Genomic DNA, 26,576 nt, shown 5'->3' on the forward strand with positions numbered 1-26,576 from the left:
TATTTTGTCAGAATATATTTCTTCCCAAGAAGATTGTGTGCCAGAAAGTAGCGTTCACATTAATTGTTTTGGCGCAGTTCCAAACTCGGGAAATGATAGCTCATTAGCAATTCAGCAAGCTATTGATTATTGTGTAGCGAATCGAATTTCGACGGTTAGAATTACCGGGGTAAATACGTACAAAATTGTAAAGCCGATTGTTATTAAATCAAACGTAAGATTAGAGTTAGATCCTACCGTAACGCTGCAAATTGATGGAGATTTTAATGCATTTGAGCTACAAAGTAACGCTTCGATAGTTGGTGGTACTCTTCAAGTTATAAATCCATTGTTTCAATCTGTTGTTATTTATGTTTCTGGTTCACAACAAATCGAAGTACCTAATCAATCTGTTATATCAAATATAAATATAGTAAATGCAACCCCATCGTATAAAGGAAAAGCTATACATTTTTATTGTCAAAAGGCATGGGATTTTATTAGTTTCTTTCAAGTTAAATTTATTCAAATTAAAAACTTTCAAACTGCAATACATTTGAAGACAGAATATATAAATGATATCAATACACCTTGTTGGATTAACGCCAATGTATTTCAATCTATATTTATTGATGGATGTGTGTATGGGATTGAAGTAGATGGAAATAGTGATTTACCAAATGAAAGTTCAGGAAATACGTTTCATGATATTCAAGTACAATGTAGACAACAAACGAAAAAAGTAATTCGTTGCTCAGGTGCGTATAATACATTTGATTGTATGATCTGGGATACGTACCGGATGAGTAGTGAACAAATTGTCATTGAATTTTCTTCTAATTCTCATCGTAACTACCTTTTTTCAAATCTGCTTTCGACAACTATTGTAGATAAAGGGCAATATAATGTTTGTAAGTCTACCTATGAAGAATCTCTTCGAATTCAGTTACCGATTACGTTAAATAAACCTCACTTAATAGGCAATCAAGATGATATATTAGTAAATGCTCAGCAAAAGTATATTGTTAAGCAAGTAAGTGGGAAAGTACCGTACGGTGGAAATCTAGCAAATTGCTTTAATTTAATAGATGAACAAAGTGTAAACTATATTGACGTTCCAGATAGTAATCCAGTTGTTATTGAACTGGATTTTACGAAAAAACCAATACAAATGTTAAATTGTTTCGGAATGTATTTTGGATGGGGAGAGAGTCCAAAAAAAATTAAAATTGAATATGCATTAAGCACAACTGGAAATTGGGTTATCGCATCGGATGTTCCATTAAATGTAGGCGATACAATTATATCGAATATGAAGGCGAATCAACTATATAAAGTAAGAATTACATTAAGTGGTTATTCTCAAGATCATAAGCGTTTTCGAATTAATCGCATTTTTGCAAGGTCTTCTATGGAAAATGGGAATGCTTGGTTAGCTACAACTGGTGGAAGAATGTTTGGAGATATTGAAATAGAGGCAAGTAAAGGCATAATCATGAAGACAGCTAGTGGAGTGAAATGGAAAGTTACTATTAATGAAGCTGGCCAACTTATTACGACTAAAATAACTTGAGGTGATGCTTAATTGTATATCCTTGGACGAGTTATAACGTAGTGTGATAAAGGCAATGAAAAAGAGATTGTAATTTGGTTTCAACCAAACTACAATCTCTTTTTTAATTTAATTCCACCAAATCCAAGTCCAAAGGTAATTTCTTGCATTTTGGGGAGTAATCCGTATGAAGCGTTCACCGTCAAAGAAGCAATTTAAATTTGGAAGTGTTTCGTCTGGATTTTCTGGAACAAAGGTGACGATGTTTTCGTTGCTTGTAACGGTTACTGTAATTGGTGGATCGGTAGGCGAGACTTGAAGTTGTAACGAAATATTGGCCGTATTTTTAAATTGATTATTAATAGGTGGACTTATTACTTGTACTGTGAATAACACGATAATTGTTTCATTTGGCTCTAAATTAGTGGCAACTAGGAAACCGATATTTGGGTTCGCTAGTGGAGAGCGTTCACCGTTAATAAAGACAGTGCCGTTTATAAATTGTAAACCTGCTGGAATGGTATCTTGTAAAGAAATATTTGAGAGTGAAATTTCGGAAGTATTTGTAATACGCACCGTGTAATCAAAGTATTGGTTTAAATAAGCGGAGCTGACGGAAGCGTTTTTCGTGACTGTTGCAGTTACAAATTGAACTGGTATACGAACAATATTTGAATTAACAATGAAAGTAATAATTGGATCCTGTGGTGTCAATTGAAAAGCAGCGGTAACTGTTGCAGAATTTATAATTGTACTGTTTGAAGGAATAGAAGTTACGAGAACTTGAAATGTTATAGTTGCTACTGTATCTGCAGATAAAGAACCAATATTAATACCAGTGTCTGGACGAACATTTTGAACCGAAGTACCGTTAATTGTTACGCTATTTTCTATAAATGTTGTACCAGCTGGAATGCTGTCTATAACAGAAGTACTGATTGTCGGAATGGGGGAGTGATTAAATACCGCTAATGTGAATGTAATGATATCTCCTATAACGACAATAGATTTGTCAGTTGTTTTTTCAATGCGAACCATCGGATCAATGACTGTCGTTGTAACGGTATTTGTTTGTTTTGTAATTGTAATAGGTGGTTTTGTTGGATCAATGATAACGGTATAGGAAACAGAAGCATCATTATTAATTGTAGATTGAAGAGTAGAAGAAGATATTGTCACTTGGAACGTAATAATAACAGATTCATTAGGAGCAAGATTTCCTAACGTAATACCATTTTCAGGATTTTCATTAGGCTGATTGATTCCGTTAATCGTAACACTATCAGCAACAAAAGTCGTATCTATTGGTACGGTGTCTATGGCAAGAAGGTCTTCAATCGTTACATTACCGCTATTCGTAATCGTAATTGTATACGTTAAAGTTTGACCAGGTAAGGCATTCGTTACATCAACAGATTTTATGGCAATGACATTATCATTTTGGACAGTAGTTGTGACGGTATTTGTTGTAGTCGTATTTGTAACGGGTACGTTATTTGGGTTGACTATATAGTTAAAAGTAGTAATTGCGTTGTTGTTTAGTTCATTTGGTGTTGGAATAGAAGTCACAGTTACTTGGAATGAAACGATAGCATCTCCACCAACAATTATAGTGCCAATTGGTATGCCGCTTACTGGATTCACTCCCGGAAGAGCTTCTCCGTTTACAATGACGCTATTTTCTATAAACGTAGTACCTTGAGGAATAATATCTTGAATGTTTACATCATTTGTTGCAACATTACCGGTTTGATTTAGTGTAATCGTATACGTTAACGTATCACCAACCGTTGCAAATGCAAGGTCAACAGCCTTATTACTATTCAAATTCGCGTGATTAATTTCTGTTGCGGCAGCTGATGAAATAATAGTTTCGGTAATAGGTGGTCGATCTGGTACCGTGTATTCATATTCAATTGTACTCGTGTTAGAGATTGGATTTGTTTGTGGAATCGAAGTAACCCGTACTTGGAATAGAATAGTTGCTGTCGTATTAGGCGGAATGTTATCAATTTGTATACCGTTAAGAGGGTTGTCATTTGGCCGAGCATTGCCGTTCACGATAACACTATTCTCTATAAAGCTCGTATTTGCTGGGATGATATCTGTAACAATAATGTTTTCGACTTGTATATTTCCGTTATTTATGATGGAAATTGTATAAGGGATGATAGTTTGTAAGTCAGCATATTGGATAGGCGTTGTTTTTGTCGCAATTACATTAGCAGAAATAACTTCAGTGAAGGTAATATTGCTAGTCGATATTTGTTCTTCCGCGTTTATTGTATAACGAGAAGTTGATTGATTTTGAACATGGCCGCTAGCAGGAAGAGCTACGACGGTAACAGAAAATGTGACTGGGATAGAAGTGTTAGGAGTAATCGTTCCTACAAGTATACCTGCACTTGGATTGGCGTTAAGCTGAGGAATGTTATTTACTAAAACGCTACCGTCAATAAAAGTTGTTCCATCAGGTATATTGTCTGTAAATACAACAGCAGTGGCATCCGTATTCCCTGTATTCGTTAAAGTTGTTGTATAAGTTAAAATGTCACCAATTGTTACAGAGGTCAAATCAACAGTTTTAAGTGAAACGATATCAGCATCATTAATTTGAACGAAAGTAGTATTGGAAGTAGTAGATTTTTGAATTGGTGCAAAGTCAGGATTGAAAATAAAGTCGTAGACGATGTTTGCAGTATTAGGTGCTGGATTTACAACAGGTAAATTCGTAACGGAAACTTGGAATGTTATTGTAGCTATTTGACCTGCTGCGACATTAGGAATGGAAAAGCCGATATTCGGATCTGCTGCAGGAAGTACAGTATTGTTAACTATTACACTTCCTGGAATAAATACTGTTCCATCCGCTATAGTATCTGTAAAAAAGATGGAGTTAGTTGTAGTCGATCCGTTATTTTGAATGAATACTGTATATTCAATGGTTTCATCAATGTTAGCTAATACAGTATTAGCGGATTTTGTAGCAATAAGAATAGCATCAATAAATTGTATATTTGTACTATTGGAAGATGTCGTTTCTGAAATTGGTGGTGCGCTTGGGTCTGGTTCATACTCATAGTGAATGACTGCGATATTATTAATGTTATTTTGTGGCGGTATAGAGACTACGCTTACTTGAAAAGTAACAATAATTGTATTATTTGGAAGGATAATATCAAGGTTGATACCGGTAATTGGATTTTCATTAGGTCTCGGTATGCCATCTACAAGAATGCTATTTAGAACGAATGTGGTCCCAGCTGCAATTGCGTCAATTAGGAGAGTATTTGTAATAGGTACTGTACCGGCGTTTGTAACTGCGACTGTATATGTGATGATTTGACCAATGCGTGTAATGGATCTATTGGCGGATTTAATGGCACTAACATTTGCCGTCCGCACTTCAGTATTTACTGCATTTGATAACGATCTACGCTGAATAATTGGAGAACTAGGGTCAATTTGGTATTCGTACGAAGTGTCTGAAATATTAATGACTGTATTGCCCTCTGGTATATTTGTAAGTTGTACTTGGAATGAAATAGTGACTGTTTCATTTGGTTGTATCGTGCCGAGAGTTACTCCGTTTTCAGGATTAGCGCCAGGCTGAATTACATTATTTATTGCTAAGCTATCTTCAATGAATATAGTACCTTCTGGAATGTTATCAATGAAAACGGTATTGTTAGCTGGAACGCTTCCTATATTTTGAAGTGTATTTGTGTAGGTAATAATTTGCCCGATTGATACGAAAGTTACATCCGCACTTTTAACAGAAATAATATTTGCATTTTGAAGTGATGTTGTAACGATATTAGAATTTGCAGAACGATTTACTGGTGGGGCTGCAGGAATACTTACATATTGGTAAGTTGCTGAAGATTGATTTACAATTTCGGTTTCAGTAGGTGGATTATTTGTTTGCACTTGAAATAGTATCGTTTTGGAACTGTTTGCTGGAATTGTTCCAATCGGTATTCCGTTTTCTGGATTTACACCTGGCTGAAGGATACCGTTAATTGTGACACTATCGGGAACGAATGTAGTCCCAGCTGGAATAGAATCTGTAAAATTAATATTTATTGCGTCAACATTGCCGATATTTTTTACTTCAGAAATATAAAGTATAGTTCCGCCAATATCAACAGTTGTTGGATTGGATGTTTTTGTAATTGTCAATTGTGCTTGCACGAAATTTGTAATGACGATATTACTAGTAGATGTTTCAGTAATAGGCGGTTGCCCTGGGTCTGGCTGAATTGTATAAGTTGTGTTGGATTGATTTGTAATTGATTCTTGCGAGAATGAATCGTTAATAAGAATTTGGAACGAAATAAGGTGCGTAGCGTTTGCAGCTAGGTTAGGCAAAGTAACACCTACATTAGGATTGGCATCAAGTATAGCTGTTCCGTTAAGTGTAAAACTATTTTCTACAAAGGTAGTCCCTTGAGGGATAGTGTCTGAAAATGTGAGATTCGTAGTTGGGATATTTCCTGTATTTTCTAATGTTATTGTATAAGTCAAAATATCACCTGTTGTTGCTTGTTGTGCATTGACTGCTTTTAAAGAAAGGATAGTCGCATCCGAAATTTGTGTGAAAGCAGGATTAGACGTAATTGTTCGAGAGATGATGGGAGCAGTTGGATCAGCGATAAAATTATAGTCAATACGGGCCGTATTGGAAATTGGATTCACGCTTGGAATGGATTGAACGATAACCTGGAATGTGACGGTAACTATTTCTGACGGTGCGATGGAGTTTAATGGTATTCCTACATTAGGATCGGCACCTGGAACGGAAACGTTATTAATAGTTACGCTATTAGGAATAAATGCAGTTCCTTCTGGAACCAAATCTGTTAAAGTAACTGTATTTGCAGTAGTATTTCCGTTATTTTGAACGACTACTGTGTAAGTGATTGTACCGTCAGTAGATTGTACGAGAGAATCTGTATTTTTAATTGCGGATAACGATGCATCAACAACAGCTGTGTTAACCGTATTAGATGAGGATGTTGCTGTAACTGGAGGTTGACTTGGATTGACGATATACGTGTAACTTGTAATGGCTTGATTGATAATTGCTCCTTGCGGTGGAATAGAACTAGCGAGAAATTGGAACGTAATAGTAGCAGAATCACCTGGTGCGATAATACCAACTGGAATACCGAGAGTTGGACTTGCATCTGGAAGTGAAACTCCGTTGAGCGTGACACTATTTGGAACAAATAATGCTCCCTCAGGAATGCCGTTAATGAGTAATACAGAGTTTGCAGGGAAGTTTCCAGTGTTCGTTAATGTTGCTGTATACGTAATTACATCTCCGAGAGATACGATTGTTCGATTTGCTTGTAAAACAGTTGTAACAGTCGCGTTATTAATTTGTGTTGAAGCGCTATTAGAATTTATCGTGCTTGTAACAGGAGGAGAGGCTGGATCAACGATGAATGCGTATTGAATAGATGCTACGTTTGTAATCGGATTTGAAGGTGGGGTTGATGTAACTATGACTTGGAAAGTAATGGTTAAGGAACTACCCGCGTTAACTGTTCCGATATTAACTCCGTAATTTGGATTTGCGCCTGGAAGGCTACTTCCATTTACAGTAAAACTATTTTCAACAAAGGTTGTTCCTGCTGGAACCATGTCTGAGAAATTTACATTCGTAGCGTTTGTATTGCCATTATTTTGAATCAAAACTGTATAAGTGATTGTATCTTCAATATTTGCAAAGGCTGTATTAGTAGTTTTTACAGCTGAAAGTATTGCTGAATTAATAGAGGTAACGAAGACGTTCGTTTCCACATTGCCAGGTTGAGCCTGTAATGCATTGCCTACGTTATATTGGAAGTTAACAAATCCTAAGTTTTGGAGTTCAGGTGTGAGCGTTGTTGGGTTGCTTACAATTTGAACTTGGAATACGATTGTTACGATTTGATTTGGAGTTATTGTATTTATGCCAACGCCGTCAATGATAGAAGCGGATGTTAATGGAGTTCCATCAACAACAACTGATCCTGCAACAAATTGTGTCCACGATGGTATAGGGTCTGAGAATACAACATTGTTAGCTGGGATATTTCCTGTATTCGTAATAGTTGTTGTATACGTAATCGTATCACCAATCGTTGCAAATGCTTTATCTCCTATTTTAATCGTATTTAAAATAGCACTTTCAATTTGTGTTGAAACGCTATTAGAAGTAATGTTTTTTGAAACTGGAGGATTAGCTGGATTAACGATATGTTGAAAGCTAACGCTAGCTTGATTAGTAATTGGATTTATAGGCGGAATTTCATTGGCATTAATATGGAATGCTACGATGACAGATTCGTTTGGCGCAATATCACCAATTGGAACGCCTGTAATGATATTTGCATTTGGGATGCTAGTTCCGTTTAGTGTAAAACTATTTGGTTCAAAGGAAGTTCCGTCTGGAATAAGGTCGGTAAAAATAACATTCGTTGCACTAACATTTCCGCTATTTGTAATTGTAACGGTGTAGGTAATATCCTGCCCGATATCTACCGTAGATACATTTGAATTTTTTTGTGCAGTAAGGGTAGCGCTATTAATTTGTGTTGTCGTTGTATTAGATTGATTGGAAGTTGTAATAGGTGGCTGGCTAGGATCAACGACATAATGATATGTGATAGAAGCAGAGTTAGAAATGGGATTAAGTGTTGGAAGTGTAATAACAGTTGCTTGGAATGTAACGATTGCCGCATTACCACCATTAATGGAACCAATATTTACACCAGTAGATAAATCAGCGTTTGGAATGGTTTGCCCATTAACTGTGAAACTATTTGGAACGAAACTTAAATTACTATCAAGAATGTCAATAATAGTTACATCAGTTGCAGTCACATTCCCGGTATTAGGGAGGTTAAGTGTAAATGTTATTGTATTACCAACATCCGCGAAAGTAAGATCTGCTGTTTTTATGCTAATAATAGTTGCGTTGTTTATTTGAAGGAGTGTAGTGTTGGAAGTAGCTGTACTCGATACTGGCGGATTACCTGGATCAACAGTAAACTCATACGTCGTTGATGCTGTATTTGGTGCTGGGTTACTAGGAGGAATACTGTTCACTGTCACTTGAAAGACGATACTATATATTTCATTTGGTGGAAGTGTTGCAAGTAATACACCTGTATTTGGATTCGCGTTAGGTTGTAAAACGCCATTGACAGTTAATGTGTTAGGAACAAATGTGAGTCCACTTGGTAATACATCTGTGAATACAATGTTAGTTGCATCGGTATTTCCTACATTGGTAATAGAAGTAGTATAAAAAGCAGTTTGCCCGATATCTGCAAAGGATACACTTTCATTTTTCGTCATGGATAATATGGCTTCTTTAATTTGCGTTGAAACAGGATTACTAATTGAAGTTTCTGCATCAGGTGGTGAGACTAATTGGTACGATGTTGATGAGAAATTTACAATGGGGTTTTCCGTTGGTAATGACGTTACAGTAACTTGGAACGAAACGGTTACTGTAGTCCCGGCTGTTATAGTCCCAATATTCACACCATTCGATGGATCCGCACCACTTTGAGGAACCCCATTAATAGAGAATGTGTTTGCAATAAAAGTAGTTCCGCTCGGCATTGTATCTGTAAATATAACATTTTGTGCGGATGAGTTTCCATTGTTTGTTAAAGCGACAGTATAAGTGAGTGTGTCTCCAATACGACTAAAGGATTCATCGACTTGTTTTAATGAAAGAATGGTAGCTGTATTAATCGTAGTGAACACTGTGTTTGAAGTAACATTTCTTGAAACAATAGGGGCATTTGGGTCAGCGATAAATGTGTAAGAAGCACTAGCGGAATTGGCAATAGGATTTTGAACAGGTGTAGAAGTAGCCGTCACTTGAAATGCTATAGATATTGAGCTGTTAGGAGCAATTGCTCCAATCGTTATACCTGTATTAGGATTAAGGCCAATTTGCGTGATGCCATCTATTGTAACGCTATCAGTAATAAACGTTGTACCATCTGGTATAAGGTCGGTGAAAGTAATATTCGTTGCATTTGTATTACCATTATTCGTTAAAATTGTCGTATAGGTAATGGTATCACCTAGCGTTACAAGTGTTTGATCAACTGATTTAATCATCATTATCATAGCATCTAATACAGGGTTTGTAACAATGTTTGTTGAAGTAGAAGTAGTAGCAGGAGTTCCGTTTGGATCAACAGTATAAGAATATAAAATTGTATCGTTACCCATAATTGAGCTTGAAGGGGGAACAGAAATCACATTTACTTGGAAAGTAACAGTTACTGTTTCACCAGGAGCGATATTTGGTATATTTACTCCGAGTGCTGGCTGTGCACCAAGCTGCTGGATGCCATTTATAGTGATCGAATCTGGTACAAAAGTAGTACTAGGAGGAATCGCACTTGTAAAAGTTATATTTGTAGCTGGTGTATTTCCTGTATTCGTAATAGTCGTTGTATACGTAAGTGTATCCCCCGACGGAAATAATAGATTTATCAACACTTTTTGTTGTAGTTAATACTGCGCTATTAATGGTCGTTGAAACTGTATTAGATACAGCTGTTTGTAATGCAGAAGGTTGGCTAGGATCAATCACATGTTCAAATTGTATGGAACTAAAATTAGAGATAGGATTTATACTTGGAATGTTTGTAACAAGTACGTTGAGAGAAATAACGGCCGTTCCATTTGGGTTTATATTTCCAATCTGTATCCCGCTAGCTGGATTTCCGATTTGCTGTGTACCAGAATCGTTTGTAAGAGTGCCAGATATGAATGTCGTTCCGTCAGGTAAAATATCTGTAAAAATGATATTTTGTGAAGTGACATTTCCAGGGTTACTTAATGTAATTGTATAAGAAATTGTATCGCCAATCGTTGCGAAAGTTTTATCTACAGATTTGATTGCCACAATTTCTCCGGAATTTATTTGTGTCGCAACGGGATTGGATGTCGTACTTCTTGAAACGAGTGGTAAATTAGGTCCTGTAATAAATTGATAGTCAATGGAGGCACTATTTACAACCGGTGAGTTTGGTCCACCAGGTCCAATTGTGAAAATTGGATTTGGAATACTAACTACTTGAACGCGAAAGGTGACGTTTGTAAAATCTCCTGCAATAATATCCCCAATTGGTATTCCATTCGCTGGATTTACCCCAGGCAATAAAACTCCGCCGACTCGAACGCTATCTTCTATAAATATTGTGTTATTTGGAATAGGATCTGTAAAAATGATATTCGTAGCAGTTGTGTTCCCTACATTTTCTAATAAAACTGTATACGTTAAAAATGAATTTCCAGGTGCTACGTCAGAAAATAGTCGATCCACACTTTTCGTTGCTTGAATAATTGCTTCATTAATTTGAACTAAAGTTGGATTACTTGTAGCTGTTTCTGTCACCGGTGGCTGGGTAGGGTCAACAATGATCAAGTATGTCGTACTGGATTGGTTCAAAGTTGGATTTGTAGCTGGTATTGAGCCAACGATAGCTTGAAAGCTAATTGTTGTCGTTCCTCCAACTGGAATTGAGTCTAAAGAGATTCCGCTATCTGGTCTAAATCCAAGTTGTGGGATGGTATTAATTTGTACGCTATCAGGAACGAATGAAAGTTCAGGTGGTAATATATCGATAAAAACAGGTGTGTTTGCGGTAGTATTTCCGCTATTAGTGAGAGTAGTTGTATACGTAATTGTATCGCCAACAGCGGCAAATGCACTGCTCGCAGTTTTCGTTGCGATAACGGAAGCTGAATTTACTTGCGTAAAAGTTGTATTGGATTGAACTGTTCGTGAAACAGGCGGTTCATTTATATCAACAATAAAGCTATATTGAAGCGATGATTTGTTCGGAATTGGATTAGGGTTTGGAAGCGTTGTGATGTTTACTTGGAAACTGAGTGTAACCGATGCATTTGAATTTAAGTTACCAATATTGATACCGTTTTGTGGATTTGCATTCGGGACGGTTACACCATTTATCTTAAAGCTATTTGGGACAAGGGTAGTACCGTTTGGAATTGTATCTGTAAAAACAATGTTGTTCGCAGTAGTATTTCCTGTGTTTGTAACAGATGAAGTGAATGTAATTGTATCACCAATCGTAGCGAAAGTTGTACTAGCACTTTTATTTATTACTAAAGTAGCGTCAATAATCGGTGTAACTGTTGTGTTTGTAACGGTACTACCAATAGCTGGCGTTTCAGCTGGATTCACTGCATATTCGTAGTTTACAAGAGCATTATTCGTTAAAGTTCCACTAGGTGGAATAGCCAGAATTTTCACTTGGAATGTAATGAAAGTAGTGTTTCCTGGTGAAATATCGTCTAAATGAATCCCTAATGAAGGATCTAATCCAGGTTGGGAAACATTATTTATTGTAACGGAATTTGGGATGAAGGATGCACCAGGTCCAAGCCCATCTGTTAAAACTGTAGCACTAGCAGGGATATTTCCTGTGTTCGTAACTGCAATTGTATAAGTAACGATATCTCCAATTGCAGCATTCGGTGTGTTCACTGATTTTGTAGCGATAATCGTGGCATTATTGATTTGAGTTGTTATTACGTTACTCAGCGCATTAGCGGATGCTGGAGGTAAGTTAGGATCTATGACATACTGATACGTTGTATTACTTTGGTTCGGGATTGGATTCGGGTTCGGGATAGAATTTACTTGTACTTGGAACGAGATGATTGTATTTGTATTCGGATCTATTGGATCGATTGCAATTCCGCTTGCTGGATTGACATTAGGCAGTGCATTCCCGTTTACAGTAACACTATTAGGAATGAACGATGTCCCGTTTGGGATTACATCTGTAAATATTACATTTGATGCAAGTGTATTCCCGTTATTCGTTAAAGTAGTCGTGTACGTAATAATATCATTTACGTTAGCAAACTGTTTATCTGCCGATTTAGTAGCGGCAATTGAGGCGTTATTAATAGTTGTCTGTACAGTGCTAGAAGCAACCATCTGCATCACAGCGGGTTTGGATGGATCATACGTATATTGGAATGTTGTGCCTGATTGATTTGTAATCGGATTTACAGCAGGGATAGTTGGTACAAAAACTTGGAATGCAACGGTGCGTGATGAATTTGCTCCTATCGTACCAATCGAAATGCCGTTAGCAGGATTTGCATTAGCTATAGGGACATTATTAATCGTTACAGTATTAGGAATGAAGAGGGTACCCGCTGGAATGATATCTGTAAACGTTACATTAGCAGCAGGGATATTCCCGTTATTTGTTAAAATAGTCGCATATAATATGATATCACCGACATCAGCAAAGTTTGTGCTTGTTAGCTTTGTAGCAATGATATTAGCAGTATTAATTTGTGTAGTTACTATATTGCTAGCAGCGTTTCTAACAAGAGCGGGTAAATTTGGATCAGCGATAAAGCTATATTGAAGTGAAGCGCTGTTTTGAATTGGATTTGGTGAAGGTAGCCCATTTGCACTTATTTGAAAAACAATCGTTGTAAAACCACCCGAAGGAATGGAGCCGACTTGAAGACCGGTACTGGGATCTGCACCTAGTTGTAAAGCACCACCTATAAAAATACTATTTGGTACGATAGTGGTGCCATTAGGGATTATATCAGTAACAATAACATTATTTGCTGTAGTATTGCCAAGATTAGCTAAAGAAATTGTATATGTGATTGGTTGCCCTACATCGGCGATAGTTAAATCTACTTCTTTGACAATAACTACATTAGCTAAATTAATTTGTGTACTTACAGTGTTACTTACAGATATTTCTATAGTTGGTGGATCTCCCGGATTTAGAATAAAACTATACTGTGTACTAGATGAATTTATCGTTGGGTTTTGTGTTGGTAAAGAGGTGACGGTTACTTGATAAGAGACGGTAAGTGAGCCGTTAGCAGGAATGGAAGGTAGTGGAACACCTATATTTGGATCTGCGTTATTTTGGAGTACACCATTAATAAGAAAAGTGTTTGGAATAAAGGTAGTACCGTCTGGATTTGTATCTACGAAAGTAGGACTATCAGCAGAAACACTTCCTGCATTCGTCAAAGTAACAGTATAAGTTAATATATCCCCTACGGTAGCGAACGCTTGATCCACTGTTTTTGCTGAAATGACATTTGCATCGTTTACTTGAGTAAATGTAGTGGTTGAAGTAGTGTTTTTATTTACAGGTGAAGCGTTTGGATCAACGATAAAGTTGTAGGAGACGAAAGCGCTATTTGAAATAGGGTTTGGATTTGGAATGCTAGTTATTACTACTTGGAATGAAGCTGTAATTGTAGTATTAGCATTGATGCTACCAATATTGATGCTAGCTGGTGTTATGCCCGGCTGAGTAACACCGTTAACTATAACACTGTTCGGTACAAAGGAAGTGCCATTCGCGATGGAATCGGATAGTAATACGTTGTTTGCTGCAACATTTCCATCGTTAGTAAGAGCAAAGGTGTAAGTTAATACATCGCCAACTTCCGCAAACGTCTTATCTACAGATTTATTAGCATGGAGATTTGCTAGTCTAATTGTAGATGTAACAGAATTAGAATTTGCTGTTTTTGAAGTTGGTGGCAGACTTGGATTTACAGTGTAAATGTAAGAGGCAAAAGCGTTATTAAGGATAGGATTTTGTGAAGTAATATTAATAACTGTTACTTGGAAAGAGAGGATAAAAGTAGCTCCAGCAGGAATTGTGCCAATAGGTAAAGCAACGAGAGAATCTACATTTTGCAAAACGCCGTTGAGCGTTACCGAACCTAATGTTAATATCGTTCCATTTGGAAGTGGATCTGTTAGTTGTACGTTATTAGCGGCTGTATTTCCACTGTTTGTAATAAGGATTGTATAACCTATCGTTTCACCAATTGTGGCAAATTGTTTGTTAGTTGATTTTGTTAATGTTACATTCGCATTGTTAATTTGAGTGGAAACGAGATTAGAAGAAATGTTTTTTGTAACGGGTGATTGGATAGGATTGACGGTATATTGATAAGAAGCATTTGATCCATTAGATACGACATTTGACACGGGTATTGTGTTTACTACTACTTGAAATGTAACATTTTTTGTTGTGCCGCTTGGGATGGATCCAATGTTCACGCCGTTAGCGGGATTTGCGCCCACTTGTGTAGTGCCATCTATTGTTAAACTGTTTAAAACAAAAGTTGTTCCAGTAGGAATGACATCTGTAAAAATAATATTGTTCGCATTTGTATTACCTGTACCTGTAAAAGAAACGGTGTACGTTAGTGTATCACCAATATCTGCAAAATTTTTATCTACTGCTTTTACCATTGTTACAGTAGCGTTATTCACTTGAGTAGATACGATATTTGTCGTATCAGTCCCACTTACTGCAGGTTGATTTGGTACAGGAATATATTGATATGTTGTTGTTCCACTATTTAATATTGGATTTGTTTGAGGGATAGAAGGAACGAGCACTTGGAATGAAATAGTAGTAGTGGAATTTGCGGCAATCGAACCAATTGATATACCATTAGCGGGATTTGCTCCAGCTTGAGTAACTCCGTTAACAGTTACACTTCCTGGAATGAAAGTAGTTCCGCTAGGAATCGGATCCGTATATATAACGTTCGTTGCAGCGATATTTCCTATATTAGCTAAGGCAATACTGTAAGTTAATGTTTCACCAATATCGGTAAAAATTTTGTTGACTGATTTTGTTCCATTAATATCTGCCAGGTTAATTTGTGTTCCAGCAGAATTGCTTGTTGCAAGACCGTTAAAGGTTGTTCCTCCGGCGATAGGTGTATATTGAAATGTAATATTAGCGGTATTAGAGATAGGGTTTTGACTTGGAAGAGAAACGACAGTAGCTTGGAAAGTTACTGTACGAGAAGCACCATTATTGATTGTTCCAAGAGATATACCAGCGGCGGGATTTGCGTTTGTTTGCGGGACATTATCTACTGTTACAGTGCCAGGTATAAAGGAAGTCCCGTTAGGGAGAATGTCTGTAAAGGTAACATTATTCGCCGGAAGAAGTCCGGTGTTAGGGATCGTAACTGTATAAGTGAGAATATCTCCAATTGCAGCAACACTTTTATTCACGCTTTTCGTTGCTTGTATAGTAGGTGAATTTATGTTGATTTGTAAACCGACTGTATTTAACATATACGCATCTCCGTTAGTTGTTAAACGGATTGCGGCGGACACTTGTGAGTTTGTTAAATAAGGAGAAATATCAATAGAAGTAATATCCCAGCCCTGTCTCCCAGCGGAGATGTTTGTGCCTGTAGAAGCACTTTGATTTCGCGTTCCAAATGTCCCAGTTGTATCTAAGTTTCCAGCAGCATTATTAATTTGAGAACCGAAGAAGTTATTTACAGCATTATTTGGCCCAGATAAAGCATTTAATGAACTGAAATTTGGTCCAAATAATGCTTGATCCCCGGTTAAATCTGCATCTCCTTCAGTGGAGCTTAAGAATAATCTCCCGCTTACAGGTCCTCCTGCGGGTGTTAAAAATCCTGAAACAGCTACATCTGCACTACCAGTATCAGCAGAAACACGGTTACCAGCTACGTAAATGGTTAAGTTTCTTGCAGGCAATGTCCCGTTTTGATAAGCGACAATGAGTGTCCATCCAGCCGAGTTAATAGATCCATTTGAAGCATCTAAAGGATCAACAAGTCCAGGGACAGCTCCTGTAGTATAGGAACCAGAACCCCCCGCTTGAATAAGAGTTGTTACGTCTGCTGAACGAGTATAAAAGCCAAATGTAATAGAGTTTGAAACGAATGTTTGATTTGAAGCTGTAACAGCTGAAGGAGTAATTGAGTATGTTGAAACGGGTGTCGTAAATGAAACGGGATTTCCTAGAACACTTGTAATATTTTGATCGCGAGTTAAATAATTTCCTCCCCATATGAGTTCTGCGTAAAGAATAGTACTGCCAGCAGGGATATTTAAAATAGCGGTAGAACTATTTTGTGTATAGTTTAACGTTGTACCAGCAGGAAAAGTAGGAACTTGTAAAGCTGTATTCGTAGTTACGAACGCACCAATGGCCCCGATTGTACCAGCACGGTTTTGATTACTAATTTTACTTAAGCCTAAAGTATTACCTGTAATAGCGAGTGCGCCGTTAGTGGTGGTAGAAAATCGATTCGTAATGGGCATGTTGTCACCTCATTTACAATATACTCTTGGTCAAAATAACATATGTGTGTGACAAATAAAGGGAAACATGTACAAGTTGATTTAGTAATAATGATTTAAATGTCTAGATAAGGGGATGGAGTATGATTGAATTGGAAATTAGGGTGGAGCGTCTTAGGAAAGAACAAATAGGCGATATTGTAGCGTTATCTTCTTATATTGGCTGGGATTATAACATAGAAGAAATTGAAGCAGTTTTTAACTCAGGTATTGTATACGGCGTCTGGAATGAGAGAAAGGAACTTATTGCTAGCGCAGCAATTATATTATACGGGGAGGCGTTGGCATCTATTGGAATGGTAATTGTACATCCAGATTATAAGGGGAGAGGGATTGGAAAGATGACAACGAATTCATGCATGAATAGCGTATCAGCTCAAACTCCATGTATGCTTATTGCTACGGATGAAGGGAAGCCCTTATATGAAACATTAGGATTTAGGGTAGTAAGCTATGTTTCTAAATATATTTGTAACTCGTACAATGCGAATCATAAATGTGCAGAAAATGAAGAATATATGATGGTTTATAAAGAGAGTGATTTAGAAGGAATAATAAAAATAGATAAAGGCGCATTTGGGACAAGCCGAAACGAGTTTTTAAAACAAAGAATTATGCAAAGTGAGCAGTGTGTCGTTGTAAAGGATACGAAAGAAAATGTAGTAGGATACGGTATAAGTATACAAACGCCAGAAAATAAAATAATAGGACCAGTCGTTGCTAAAAATAATGCGATGGCGATGAGAATAGTACATGATTTAGCAAGAGGGCATAATGGAAAATTAAGAATGGATGTACCAGAAGGAAAGAACGATTTCATGAAAGAATTAGAGATTGCTGGTTTTAAAAAGGTGAATACACCACCAATTATGATGAAAAATAGTAATCGGTTAATAAAAAGAAATAGTGAACTATATAGTATTGCAGCACAAATTTTTGGATAAAGAAAGAATCCTTTTAAATGAAGGATTCTTTTTTGAGCTAATTTAATCACGATATTGGTCATGAGTTGGCTGAAAGAGGTCTTCCTCGATATCTCTCACCATAGAAAAATGATCAACGTTATAATGACCGTGTAAAGTTTTATTGTGATGAGCAATAATTTGCTCTGCAGATAATACGTTAGAATCAGTTGTGGAATGACCGTTTTTAATTAATGTAACATCAAATCCTTGTACAGTCGCAGTTCTAACTGCGGTGTCGATACAATGCTCTGTTTTACATCCACCGATAACGATATGGCCAATTTTCTCTTCTTTTAAAAGTTCAAGTAAAGAAGTGCCGTAGAATGAATTGGTTGCTGCTTTATTAATAAAGATTGCAGACTGAGGTACTTGAATTTGATTATGTACTTCAAATCCTTCTCCGCTGCCAGAAGCAACATCGATATCTCTTACGAAAACAATAAGAGCATTGGAATCTATTGCTTTCTGCATGACTGTATTTAGTGTAGATAATAGCTCGGTTTTACGAAAAACTTCATTTTCTTGCTCATTTCCATCAATTAATTCTTGTTGAGCGTCGATAATTAATAGTGCTTGTTTCATCGTGTCTCCCCTTTAATATGAAATAAGTTCCACTGTACATATTCCTTCAGATTGTTAGGAAATCCTCCATTGCAAGCGAATTAGAAGAGCGATTTACAAAGTTGTCAAAGAAATTTCATTCTCATAGCGTGTAAAAACATGTATGATAGGAGATGGAGAATTTTTGAGTAGGTGGGAATAACATGCAAACAGTAGAAGATTATCTTTCATTCTTACATACGAAAGGATTTAAATTATCAGAGGAAGCACAAGGGTTTATTATGTTCGGACAAGGATATACTGGTGCGTCTGATGGGATTGTGAACGCAGCAATAGAAGCGACAATTAAACATCAATTGCAGTTTGATGGTAGTTATTTCGTTGCGTTATTAGAACGATTGAAAGAGGAAGAAATTACAGATAAAAAAAGCGCTAAGGCTTTTATGCGGAAGTTACAAGCATAACTTCACGCAGCCTGCGCTTCTTTTTTTGTTTTGGAAGGCCATTCAACAAAAATCATGCCCAGGAAAATACATAGACATCCGATAATAGCAGAAATAGAAAGTTGTTCATTTGCAACGAGAACGCCTGTTAATGCAGCAAAAACGGGTTCCATTGCGAAAATAATTGCTACTCTCGTTGGAGAAGTGTGCTTTTGGGCCGATGTTTGAATGAAAAAAGCAATAGATGTTGCAAACAGGGCAGTTAGAAAGAGTGCGAATAAAAAAGATTGATTCGTCCATAGTGATACTGAAAATAATTTTTCCCAATCTTCAAACAAGAAAGCGCAAATAGAAGAAAATATACCAACAGCTAATACTTGAGATGTGCTTAATAATAAAGGTGATATTTTCTTAGAAAAGAAGCCGTTAATAAGAATATGGGCAGCGAAAGCGATTGCACAACCGAGAACAAGTATATCTCCTATATTTAATTGGAAAGAATCAGCAGCTGTTAATAAGTATAAACCTGCTGTTGCTACAGCAATACCAAGTACGATAAAAATGGTAGCTTTTTGTTTTAAAAAGATAAAAGACAAAATTGGTACCATAACGATACTAAGCCCTGTTAAGAAACCTGCTTTTGAAGAAGTTGTATAAAGTAAGCCAAATGTTTGTAATACATAGCCAACACATAAAAAGAACCCAACGATTAATCCAGCGAGGCTACTCTGTTTTATATCTTGTTTTGAAGTGTTTTTTGAGAAAATCATTTGAACGAATAATAAAATAATTCCAGCGAATAAAAAGCGAATACCATTAAAGGTAAATGGACCAACGAAAGACATAGCATTTTGAACGACAACAAACGTAGCTCCCCAAATAAAAGAGACAAATAATAAAGCAAGAGGAGCAATCCAATCTTTTTTCACACTCATACCCCCGTTAATTTTGTAATATAGCTTTTCTAGCTAATTCATCAGCTACTTTATTTTGACTACTTGGAATCCACTTAATAAAAAAGAGATCGAAGTTTTTTATGTACTGTAGTGCTTCATCTAAAAGAGGTGCAAATATTTTATTTTTTGCGTATTCCTTTTCAACAGCCCGTTCGACAAGCTGGGAATCTGTACGAAAAGAGACAGTGCTATAATTATGCTCGATGCAATATTTTAATGCTAGAAGTAAAGCGCGGTATTCTGCTTCATGATTGGACATTGTTCCAAGTGGTAATGATAATTGTACAGGTGGTTGAACGCCTTTAATAAACACTCCTGCACCAGAAGGACCAGGATTTCCTTTTGATGCACCATCAATATATACTTCAATCAAAATGAGAAACCTCCAAATTATAAGGTTATCCCCTACTTAAATATTTTTTTGAAGTAGGGGATAGAGTAGTTATCCGATTGTGATGCTGTAACGACATGTAAATGTTTCATTCGCTTGTAAAGATTGAATTCCCTTTTTGTCCTTGAAATCTTTTGCTGGATTTACTTCATCAGCGATTCCATACCAAGGTTCAATACATAAGAAAGGTGCGTTATCCCCTGGTGTCCATACGCCGACAAATGGGAAGCCATCAAATTCTACTTTTACAAATTTATTATGTTTATGAGAACGAATCGAAATTTCATTCGTATTCATATTTTCAAAAATAAGCGCATCATTTTTGAATAAATCATATGTAAGTGGCAATTCAGTTGTATTTTCAGCGATTAATTGCTTTTTGTTTGAAAGGTAAGGTCCTTCTAATACGCTTGTTTCTAAGCGTTCCGAACCATTAAACGATAAGTGATAATCTGTAAATGATTCACCATCCAATAAAGGGAAGTTGAATCCAGGATGTGCCCCAATTGAGAAGAACATCTCTTTAGAAGTAGGATTGTTTACTTCATATGTTACATGAACGCTTTGTCCTTCTAGCTCATAAGAAACGAGTAATTCGAATTCGTATGGGTATTTTTTTAACGTTTCTTCATTATTAGTAACGATATAAGTGATCTTTGTTTCACTTTGTTCTTTCACAGAGAAAGTAAGATCACGAGCGAAACCGTGTTGTGTTAATGAATATGGTTTACCGTCTACGTAGTATGTATTATCTACTAATCGGCCGACAATTGGGAACAAAATTGGTGCGCGACGTCCCCAATATGTAGAATCACCTTGCCATAAATATTCTGTGTTGTCTTCTTTTAAGCGAACGCTTTGTAATTCTGCACCTTTGTCAGAAATGGAAACGATCACTTTTTCATTTTGGATTGTTGCTATCATGAAGTGAAACCTCCTAAATCTTTCATATGTTTCATTATACGTTGTCTAAAAGAAAAAAGGTAGTTCATGATAGGAATCTATTGACGAAAGAGGGGCTACCACGTAAAATATAATCTTGTTGCTAAAAAAAGAATAACGTGGTTCGAAACCATCCCACGTAAAAAAACTAAGGAGATTTTGTCATGAATATTAGAACTTTAGTCGGCAATGGTATTTTAGCGGCATTATATATTGCTGTTTCTATGCTTATTCAGCCATTTGGCTTTACGAATGTACAATTTCGTATTTCAGAGATGTTTAATCATCTCGTTGTATTTAACAAGAAAGCAATTTACGGAATTGTATTAGGTGTATTTTTAACGAATCTCTTTTTCTCACCTATGATCGCTTATGATTTAGTATTTGGAGTAGGGCAATCTATTCTTGCATTAGTTGCAACGATTATTTCTATGCGATTTATTAAAGGTGTTTGGGCTCGTATGATTTTTAATACGGTTATCTTTACGATTACAATGTTTATGATTGCAATTGAACTTCATCTTGCATTGGGTTTACCATTTATGTTGTCTTGGTTAACATGTGCAGTCGGTGAATTTGTTGTAATGGCCATTGGTATGCCTGTAATGTACTGGATTAATAAGCGAGTACAATTTGAAAGATTTATGTAATAGATGAAAGAGCTATTCCTATAGGGATAGCTCTTTTTGTATGTAATCATATTGAATATAATGCTGTGACTCTAGATAAAATATAATAAAATAAAGTGAGGCTTTCATTAGCTGGCTACATATAAGAAGTCTTATATAAGGGGAATCTAGTATGAAATATAAAATTCATTGGTTGTATAAAACGAAGCGAGGATTGCAGACGGAATTAACAACAGATTATATGAACATAGAAGAAATACTTCAATTTGCAGAGGATTTTGAGAAAACAGGAAGAGCTAAGGAACTTTTATTTTACGATGAAATGGATGCAGAATGGTCATTAAAGGAAATGAAAAAACTGAGTAAACAAGTAGAGGAAGAGCCCCAAGAAATACTCGTTTATTTTGATGGGGGGTATGATGTGCAAACGAAAGAAGCTGGCGTTGGTATATGTGTGTACTATAAAAAAGGAAATACAAACTACCGCATTCGCCGCAATGCATATATAGAAGGTATAGATGATAATAATGAAGCGGAATATGCATCACTATTATACGGTATGAATATACTCGAGGAATTAGGGATTAAATATGAAGCAGTTACACTTCGCGGAGATTCTCAAGTTGTATTGCAGCAATTGGCGGGAGAATGGCCTTGTTATGATGAGCATTTAAACCATTATTTAGATCAAATTGAACAAAAGGCGAAGCAAATGAAATTAAAACTTGTATGTGATCCGATATCTAGAAAACAAAATAAAGAAGCACATCAATTAGCAACGCAAGCATTAGAAGGGACAGTCATTGATAGTCATAAAGAAATAACCGAATAGAGAGGTGCAAAGGTGGATAAAAAGCAACTCATTACAGAGGTAAATGACTTATTAGAAACATATTGTGAAGGATGTTTCTTGCGAGAACATAATCGAAAGACAAATAGTAAATATTATGCACATTCATTTTGTATAAGACAATGTACAGTTGGAGAAACATTGAAAAAGTATGGAGAACAGTTGTCATAAAAAAACATCCAGAGAAAATTCTCTGGATGTTTTTTAGTGCTTTGCTTCGTTTAATTGCTGCTCGCATTTGCTTAGTTTCTTTTCCTCGTTCATTAAAAATGGTTCATCTAAATCTACTGCAACAGATTTCATAATTTCAAGCTGTGAGCGAGCTGCTTCTACTGCAGTAGTGGCATGCTCTAATGTGTCTGGATCCATTGAAATTGTTGCAGAACCTACCATCTTTTGTGCTGTTTCTACACGGAATTTTACTTCTTCAAAATCATTTACTTCTGATCCCATTAATAATTCCTCCTTTGTATAGTGCGCATTTTACATAGTTTTTGCTCTGTAAAACGGAAATATACAAAGGAATAACAAAGAAGGTTACCAAGTAAGGTAACCTTCTGTTATATGTTGGATTAAAGTTTTACTACGTTAGCAGCTTGAGGTCCACGGTTACCTTCAGTAATGTCGAAAGATACTTCTTGACCTTCTTCTAAAGCTTTGTAGCCGTCTCCTTGAATAGCAGAGAAATGTACGAATACATCGTCAGCGCCTTCCATTTCGATAAATCCAAAACCTTTTTCGTTGTTAAACCATTTTACTTTTCCTTGCATGTTACAATTCCTCCTAAAAGCGTTTACTATTTTCATTTAGTGAAATTCATTTAAAGAAATAATATAAACTAAAAATGCTATATTCTTGAATATTCTGCTAAATGATTAATTTAAATATACACGAATTGGGAGAATTTAGTCAAGTAAGCGGTTTTATTTTTTATATTTTTAAATAATTTTCCAATCAAATTTTTAAATAGGTATAGGACAGGCCGAGTATGTAATATTCTTAATTGAATGCTATACATAACGAGGTGAAAGAATGAATAGGTCGTACTTATTAGATAATGAAGGAATGAGAACGAGAACCGACATACCGGATTGGGTTGCAAAAGAATTTGAGATTTTTTCAAGTGTCGTGTTAGAACCAACTTTTCCATGTTATTTCGGTTTAACAGCTTTGAAAAAGAATGAACTTCGTTATTCATTTCTTTCTCATAATGATTGGAGTCATTTGCCGCATACAATGTTATCTTTTTTAGAGTTAATGAAAGAGAGGCCGATTGTAAGAAGGGGCTTTTTCCTTTTTGTAGAACCGGAATGTGAAGAACGATCACTCGAATATTACCGTGATTCCTTTTGGAAAGTGTTACAGTATTTACATGAAAACGATAATCAAGCATGGCCAAAGCAAATTCCTGAGGATCCAGACCATTATTTATGGGAATTTTCATTTTGTGGTGAGCCAATATTCGCATTTGGAAACGCGCCAGCTTATAAACAACGAAAAACTAGACATTTAGGGAATTCTCTCGTTATTGGGTTTCAACCACGCACTATTTTTGATGGATTAGAGGGGGATCGTCCTAAAGGAGCATATTCAAGACAAATGGTCCGTGAGCGAGTTGAAAAGTGGGATCAATTGCCGAAACATCCTAACATTAGTCATTATGGTGACCCAGAGCATCGTGAATGGAAACAATATTTCATAGGAGACGATGTAGAACCAATAAAAGGGAAATGTCCTTTTCTTCATAGGATAGAAAAGTAAGAGCCATCACCTATATGGCTCTTTTGTATATTTTGGATAAAAAAGGGTATTTTATTATGGAAGCTAGTCCATTTTTTCAAATTACATCATTAACTAGTAGTAAAGAGAGTAGAAAGGATAGAGCGATGTTTGGAGCAATTATACAGCAAATCGTATTAGGTATTTCATTAGCTGCACCAGTAGGGCCGATTAATATTGAAATGTTAAAACGAGGAATTGAACGTGGGTTTTGGCATGCTTGGGTTGTTGGAATTGGTGGAATGACTGCAGATGTTTTATTTATGCTTCTCATTTATTTCGGTTTATCTTCTGTGTTTATGTATACATATGTACAAGCCTTCATGTATTGCACGGGTTTTTTCTTGTTATTTTATTTAGGATTTCAAAGTGTAAAACAAGGAATTTCCCACTCAAACATGGAATATAAAAAAGAAGAGGTAGGTGGTCTTAAGCAATCGTTTATGGCAGGATTTTTAATTGCGATATCCAATCCATTAAATCTTGTTTTTTGGTTTGGTATATACGGAAGTACACTTAGCTCATTACTTACGAAGGTAACGAAACAAGAAGCTTTTTTGTACAGTCTTTGCATTATTGCAGGTATTATTTTATGGAATTTAAATATTGCTTTTTCTGTACATTTTGGAAGAACTTTATTAAAACCAAAAGCGCTTGGCTACATAACAGCCGGAGCAGGTATTATTTTAGTAGGTTACTCTATACATTTTGCATACAAAGCTTTACAGTTGTTCACATAAGATTGAAGGGGAGATTTTTATGTATCGAACCACTATTGACGGAAAAGAAATTATAATTACGTTAGCGCCAAAAATCCGAAAAGAAATTACTGATAGAAATCCACTATATGAAGCAGTATTTCATAATGCTGCAAGATTGCTACAAACAAAGCAACCGACGTTTGCAGTAAATCATCAAATATTTGGTCTCATTATTGGAGAAGTGCAAAGAGGAGAAGTAACAGTGTTTGCAGTGGAACATATTATTCCGAAGCAAAATATATTTGGGCCAAACAATTTTTTCTCGGCAATAGAACAGCGGGCAAATTTGTAAAGTGAATAGAACAAGAATAGAAAAGAAATAGTCGTAACGATATGTTGCGGCTGTTTTTTTGGAAAAGGGGGAAACAAGATGAAGAAAGTGGGGAAAGAGTTCTTTTTACAACATGATATTGTTATTATGTATAGCATTCTATTTATTTTCATTATTATTTTAAAAATGCAATTTTTTACGTGGTTTGGCATGTTAGCATGTATGTTTGGGATTGTTTTCTATACACTTAATGAATATATGACACATCGTTTTTTATTCCATATAAAGCCACCTAAAAACACATTTCTATTAAAAATGTTAAGAAGATTGCATTATGATCACCACGTATATCCAGATGATTTAAAACTTTTGTTTTTACCTGTATGGTTTAGTATACCTAGTTTTACTATATATTTACTTATAGCATATGGTATTACAAAAAGTCTTACTATTACACTTTCATTTGGAATCGGAATGATTATTATGCTGCTCGTTTACGAATGGAAACATTATATTGCCCATAGACCGATTCGTCCCGTCACTAAGTTTGGAAGATGGCTAAAAAAACAACATATATTACACCATTATAAAAACGAAAAGTTTTGGTTCGGTGTTTCAAATCCAGTATTCGATTTTATATTTGGAACACTTAAAGACGGAAAAGAGGTTGAGTTAAGCGAAACAGCTCGTAATTTAGAAAAGGAAAAAAAGACAAAAGTAGTGCGTTAAGCACTGCTTTTGTCTTAATGAGGAAAAAATAAGTAAGGTGTCACTTTATGTTGAAAAAGTATATTAAAAATTTAGGGGAAATTGCCGAAAAATGTCTATCAAAAAATCTTTGCATGAATGCACGGATTGTCTACAATAAGTATAAGTTTCTGAATATTTATAAAATTTAGTCTTTAGGTATGCAAGGGGGAAGTGCATTTCAAGTAAGAGAGGGGATCGGTTAATGAAACGAGATGATACGTCAGCACGTAAGTTGCAAAATGAGGTGAATTATACAGAGGTCGTTCAGTCGGAAGAATTTCAATTGTTATTAAATACGAAAAAGAAGTTTATCATTCCAATGAGTATTTTCTTTTTTAGTTTTTTTATCGCATTACCTATTTTAACATCGTATTCAAAGGTGCTCAATACACCTGCATTTGGTGACGTTACATGGGCGTGGGTATTTGCTTTTTCCCAATTTATCATGACATGGGCACTATGTATGATTTATAGCAAAAAAGCAGAATCATTTGATGAAATCTCCCGAAAAATTCTGCAAGATATGCAAAAAGGGAGGGGCTGAA

The 26,576-nt window shown here is 35.9% G+C and carries 17 protein-coding genes, 1 pseudogene and 1 riboswitch; of the genes and pseudogenes, 11 read left to right on the top strand and 7 right to left on the bottom strand.

What is annotated here, in order from left to right:
- Window positions 1–4: 4 nt before the first annotated feature.
- On the top strand, window positions 5–1,552 hold the full coding sequence (locus DN403_RS10875; protein WP_000006067.1) for a glycoside hydrolase family protein: 1,548 nt from the start codon (window positions 5–7) through the stop codon (window positions 1,550–1,552).
- 108 nt (window positions 1,553–1,660) lie between these two features.
- On the opposite strand, the pseudogene DN403_RS10880 reads toward DN403_RS10875, so the two are convergent.
- Window positions 1,661–16,694: pseudogene (locus DN403_RS10880) on the bottom strand (DUF7507 domain-containing protein).
- A 122-nt stretch (window positions 16,695–16,816) separates the two neighbouring features.
- On the opposite strand from DN403_RS10880, the gene DN403_RS10885 reads away from it, so the two are divergent.
- Window positions 16,817–17,677, top strand: coding sequence for a GNAT family N-acetyltransferase (locus DN403_RS10885; protein ID WP_000571018.1), 861 nt, complete (start codon window positions 16,817–16,819; stop codon window positions 17,675–17,677).
- A gap of 42 nt (window positions 17,678–17,719) precedes the next feature.
- Here DN403_RS10885 and DN403_RS10890 read toward each other — a convergent pair whose 3' ends face one another.
- Window positions 17,720–18,280, bottom strand: coding sequence for a cysteine hydrolase family protein (locus DN403_RS10890; RefSeq protein WP_042597500.1), 561 nt, complete (start codon window positions 18,278–18,280; stop codon window positions 17,720–17,722).
- Window positions 18,281–18,462: 182 nt separating this feature from the next.
- Here DN403_RS10890 and DN403_RS10895 point away from each other — a divergent pair, with 182 nt between their 5' ends.
- Complete coding sequence (locus DN403_RS10895; protein ID WP_001195212.1) at window positions 18,463–18,723, top strand: DUF6123 family protein; 261 nt, start codon at window positions 18,463–18,465, stop codon at window positions 18,721–18,723.
- A gap of 2 nt (window positions 18,724–18,725) precedes the next feature.
- Here DN403_RS10895 and DN403_RS10900 read toward each other — a convergent pair whose 3' ends face one another.
- The 3 genes from DN403_RS10900 to DN403_RS10910 all read right to left on the bottom strand — a co-directional run bounded on the left by DN403_RS10900 (window position 18,726) and on the right by DN403_RS10910 (window position 20,973).
- Window positions 18,726–19,631 (bottom strand): DMT family transporter, encoded by a 906-nt coding sequence (locus DN403_RS10900; protein ID WP_000711161.1) that lies wholly within the window; start codon window positions 19,629–19,631, stop codon window positions 18,726–18,728.
- A gap of 13 nt (window positions 19,632–19,644) precedes the next feature.
- On the bottom strand, window positions 19,645–20,031 hold the full coding sequence (locus tag DN403_RS10905) for a reverse transcriptase-like protein (protein ID WP_000573877.1): 387 nt from the start codon (window positions 20,029–20,031) through the stop codon (window positions 19,645–19,647).
- A gap of 69 nt (window positions 20,032–20,100) precedes the next feature.
- A complete protein-coding gene (locus tag DN403_RS10910) occupies window positions 20,101–20,973 on the bottom strand; it encodes an aldose 1-epimerase family protein (RefSeq protein ID WP_000562118.1) in 873 nt (290 codons plus the stop codon).
- Window positions 20,974–21,104: 131 nt separating this feature from the next.
- Window positions 21,105–21,149: riboswitch (PreQ1 riboswitch) on the top strand.
- A gap of 6 nt (window positions 21,150–21,155) precedes the next feature.
- Here DN403_RS10910 and DN403_RS10915 point away from each other — a divergent pair.
- The 3 genes from DN403_RS10915 to DN403_RS10925 all read left to right on the top strand — a co-directional run bounded on the left by DN403_RS10915 (window position 21,156) and on the right by DN403_RS10925 (window position 22,641).
- A complete protein-coding gene (locus tag DN403_RS10915) occupies window positions 21,156–21,641 on the top strand; it encodes a QueT transporter family protein (RefSeq protein WP_001026475.1) in 486 nt (161 codons plus the stop codon).
- A 151-nt stretch (window positions 21,642–21,792) separates the two neighbouring features.
- Window positions 21,793–22,452, top strand: coding sequence for a ribonuclease H family protein (locus DN403_RS10920; protein ID WP_000875533.1), 660 nt, complete (start codon window positions 21,793–21,795; stop codon window positions 22,450–22,452).
- Window positions 22,453–22,464: 12 nt separating this feature from the next.
- Window positions 22,465–22,641, top strand: coding sequence for a zinc-finger domain-containing protein (locus DN403_RS10925; RefSeq protein ID WP_000358801.1), 177 nt, complete (start codon window positions 22,465–22,467; stop codon window positions 22,639–22,641).
- Between the two features lie 33 nt (window positions 22,642–22,674).
- Here DN403_RS10925 and DN403_RS10930 read toward each other — a convergent pair whose 3' ends face one another.
- The gene (locus tag DN403_RS10930) at window positions 22,675–22,923 is read right to left on the bottom strand and encodes a DUF2564 family protein (RefSeq protein ID WP_000534400.1); all 249 of its coding nucleotides are present in this window, start codon (window positions 22,921–22,923) and stop codon (window positions 22,675–22,677) included.
- Between the two features lie 119 nt (window positions 22,924–23,042).
- Window positions 23,043–23,240, bottom strand: a complete 198-nt coding sequence (cspB, locus tag DN403_RS10935) for a cold shock-like protein CspB (RefSeq protein WP_001161731.1) — start codon at window positions 23,238–23,240, stop codon at window positions 23,043–23,045.
- A 262-nt stretch (window positions 23,241–23,502) separates the two neighbouring features.
- Here cspB and DN403_RS10940 point away from each other — a divergent pair, with 262 nt between their 5' ends.
- The 5 genes from DN403_RS10940 (at window position 23,503) to DN403_RS10960 (ending at window position 26,575) form a co-directional block, all read left to right on the top strand.
- On the top strand, window positions 23,503–24,231 hold the full coding sequence (locus DN403_RS10940) for a YqcI/YcgG family protein (protein WP_001082150.1): 729 nt from the start codon (window positions 23,503–23,505) through the stop codon (window positions 24,229–24,231).
- Window positions 24,232–24,245: 14 nt separating this feature from the next.
- A complete protein-coding gene (locus DN403_RS10945) occupies window positions 24,246–24,989 on the top strand; it encodes a LysE family transporter (protein WP_001196838.1) in 744 nt (247 codons plus the stop codon).
- 19 nt (window positions 24,990–25,008) lie between these two features.
- A complete protein-coding gene (locus DN403_RS10950; RefSeq protein ID WP_042597503.1) occupies window positions 25,009–25,302 on the top strand; it encodes a hypothetical protein in 294 nt (97 codons plus the stop codon).
- A gap of 78 nt (window positions 25,303–25,380) precedes the next feature.
- Window positions 25,381–26,010, top strand: a complete 630-nt coding sequence (locus DN403_RS10955) for a sterol desaturase family protein (protein ID WP_000755395.1) — start codon at window positions 25,381–25,383, stop codon at window positions 26,008–26,010.
- A 223-nt stretch (window positions 26,011–26,233) separates the two neighbouring features.
- Entirely contained in the window at window positions 26,234–26,575 is a 342-nt protein-coding gene (locus DN403_RS10960) for a DUF485 domain-containing protein (protein ID WP_000817366.1), read from the top strand.
- The last annotated feature ends 1 nt before the right edge of the window (window position 26,576 follow it).

Source organism: Bacillus sp. AY2-1 (assembly GCF_008368965.1).
Lineage (GTDB): Bacteria > Bacillota > Bacilli > Bacillales > Bacillaceae_G > Bacillus_A > Bacillus_A thuringiensis_S.

Bases quoted from the DNA above. Each gene is read 5' to 3' on its own strand.
- DN403_RS10950 (WP_042597503.1), top strand. From the start codon at position 25,009: ATGTATCGAACCACTATTGACGGAAAAGAAATTATAATTACGTTAGCG.
- DN403_RS10955 (WP_000755395.1), top strand. From the start codon at position 25,381: ATGAAGAAAGTGGGGAAAGAGTTCTTTTTACAACATGATATTGTTATT.
- DN403_RS10920 (WP_000875533.1), top strand. From the start codon at position 21,793: ATGAAATATAAAATTCATTGGTTGTATAAAACGAAGCGAGGATTGCAG.
- DN403_RS10885 (WP_000571018.1), top strand. From the start codon at position 16,817: ATGATTGAATTGGAAATTAGGGTGGAGCGTCTTAGGAAAGAACAAATA.
- DN403_RS10915 (WP_001026475.1), top strand. From the start codon at position 21,156: ATGAATATTAGAACTTTAGTCGGCAATGGTATTTTAGCGGCATTATAT.
- DN403_RS10945 (WP_001196838.1), top strand. From the start codon at position 24,246: ATGGCTCTTTTGTATATTTTGGATAAAAAAGGGTATTTTATTATGGAA.
- DN403_RS10890 (WP_042597500.1), bottom strand. From the start codon at position 18,280: ATGAAACAAGCACTATTAATTATCGACGCTCAACAAGAATTAATTGAT.
- DN403_RS10895 (WP_001195212.1), top strand. From the start codon at position 18,463: ATGCAAACAGTAGAAGATTATCTTTCATTCTTACATACGAAAGGATTT.
- DN403_RS10930 (WP_000534400.1), bottom strand. From the start codon at position 22,923: ATGGGATCAGAAGTAAATGATTTTGAAGAAGTAAAATTCCGTGTAGAA.
- DN403_RS10910 (WP_000562118.1), bottom strand. From the start codon at position 20,973: ATGATAGCAACAATCCAAAATGAAAAAGTGATCGTTTCCATTTCTGAC.
- cspB (WP_001161731.1), bottom strand. From the start codon at position 23,240: ATGCAAGGAAAAGTAAAATGGTTTAACAACGAAAAAGGTTTTGGATTT.
- DN403_RS10940 (WP_001082150.1), top strand. From the start codon at position 23,503: ATGAATAGGTCGTACTTATTAGATAATGAAGGAATGAGAACGAGAACC.
- DN403_RS10960 (WP_000817366.1), top strand. From the start codon at position 26,234: ATGAAACGAGATGATACGTCAGCACGTAAGTTGCAAAATGAGGTGAAT.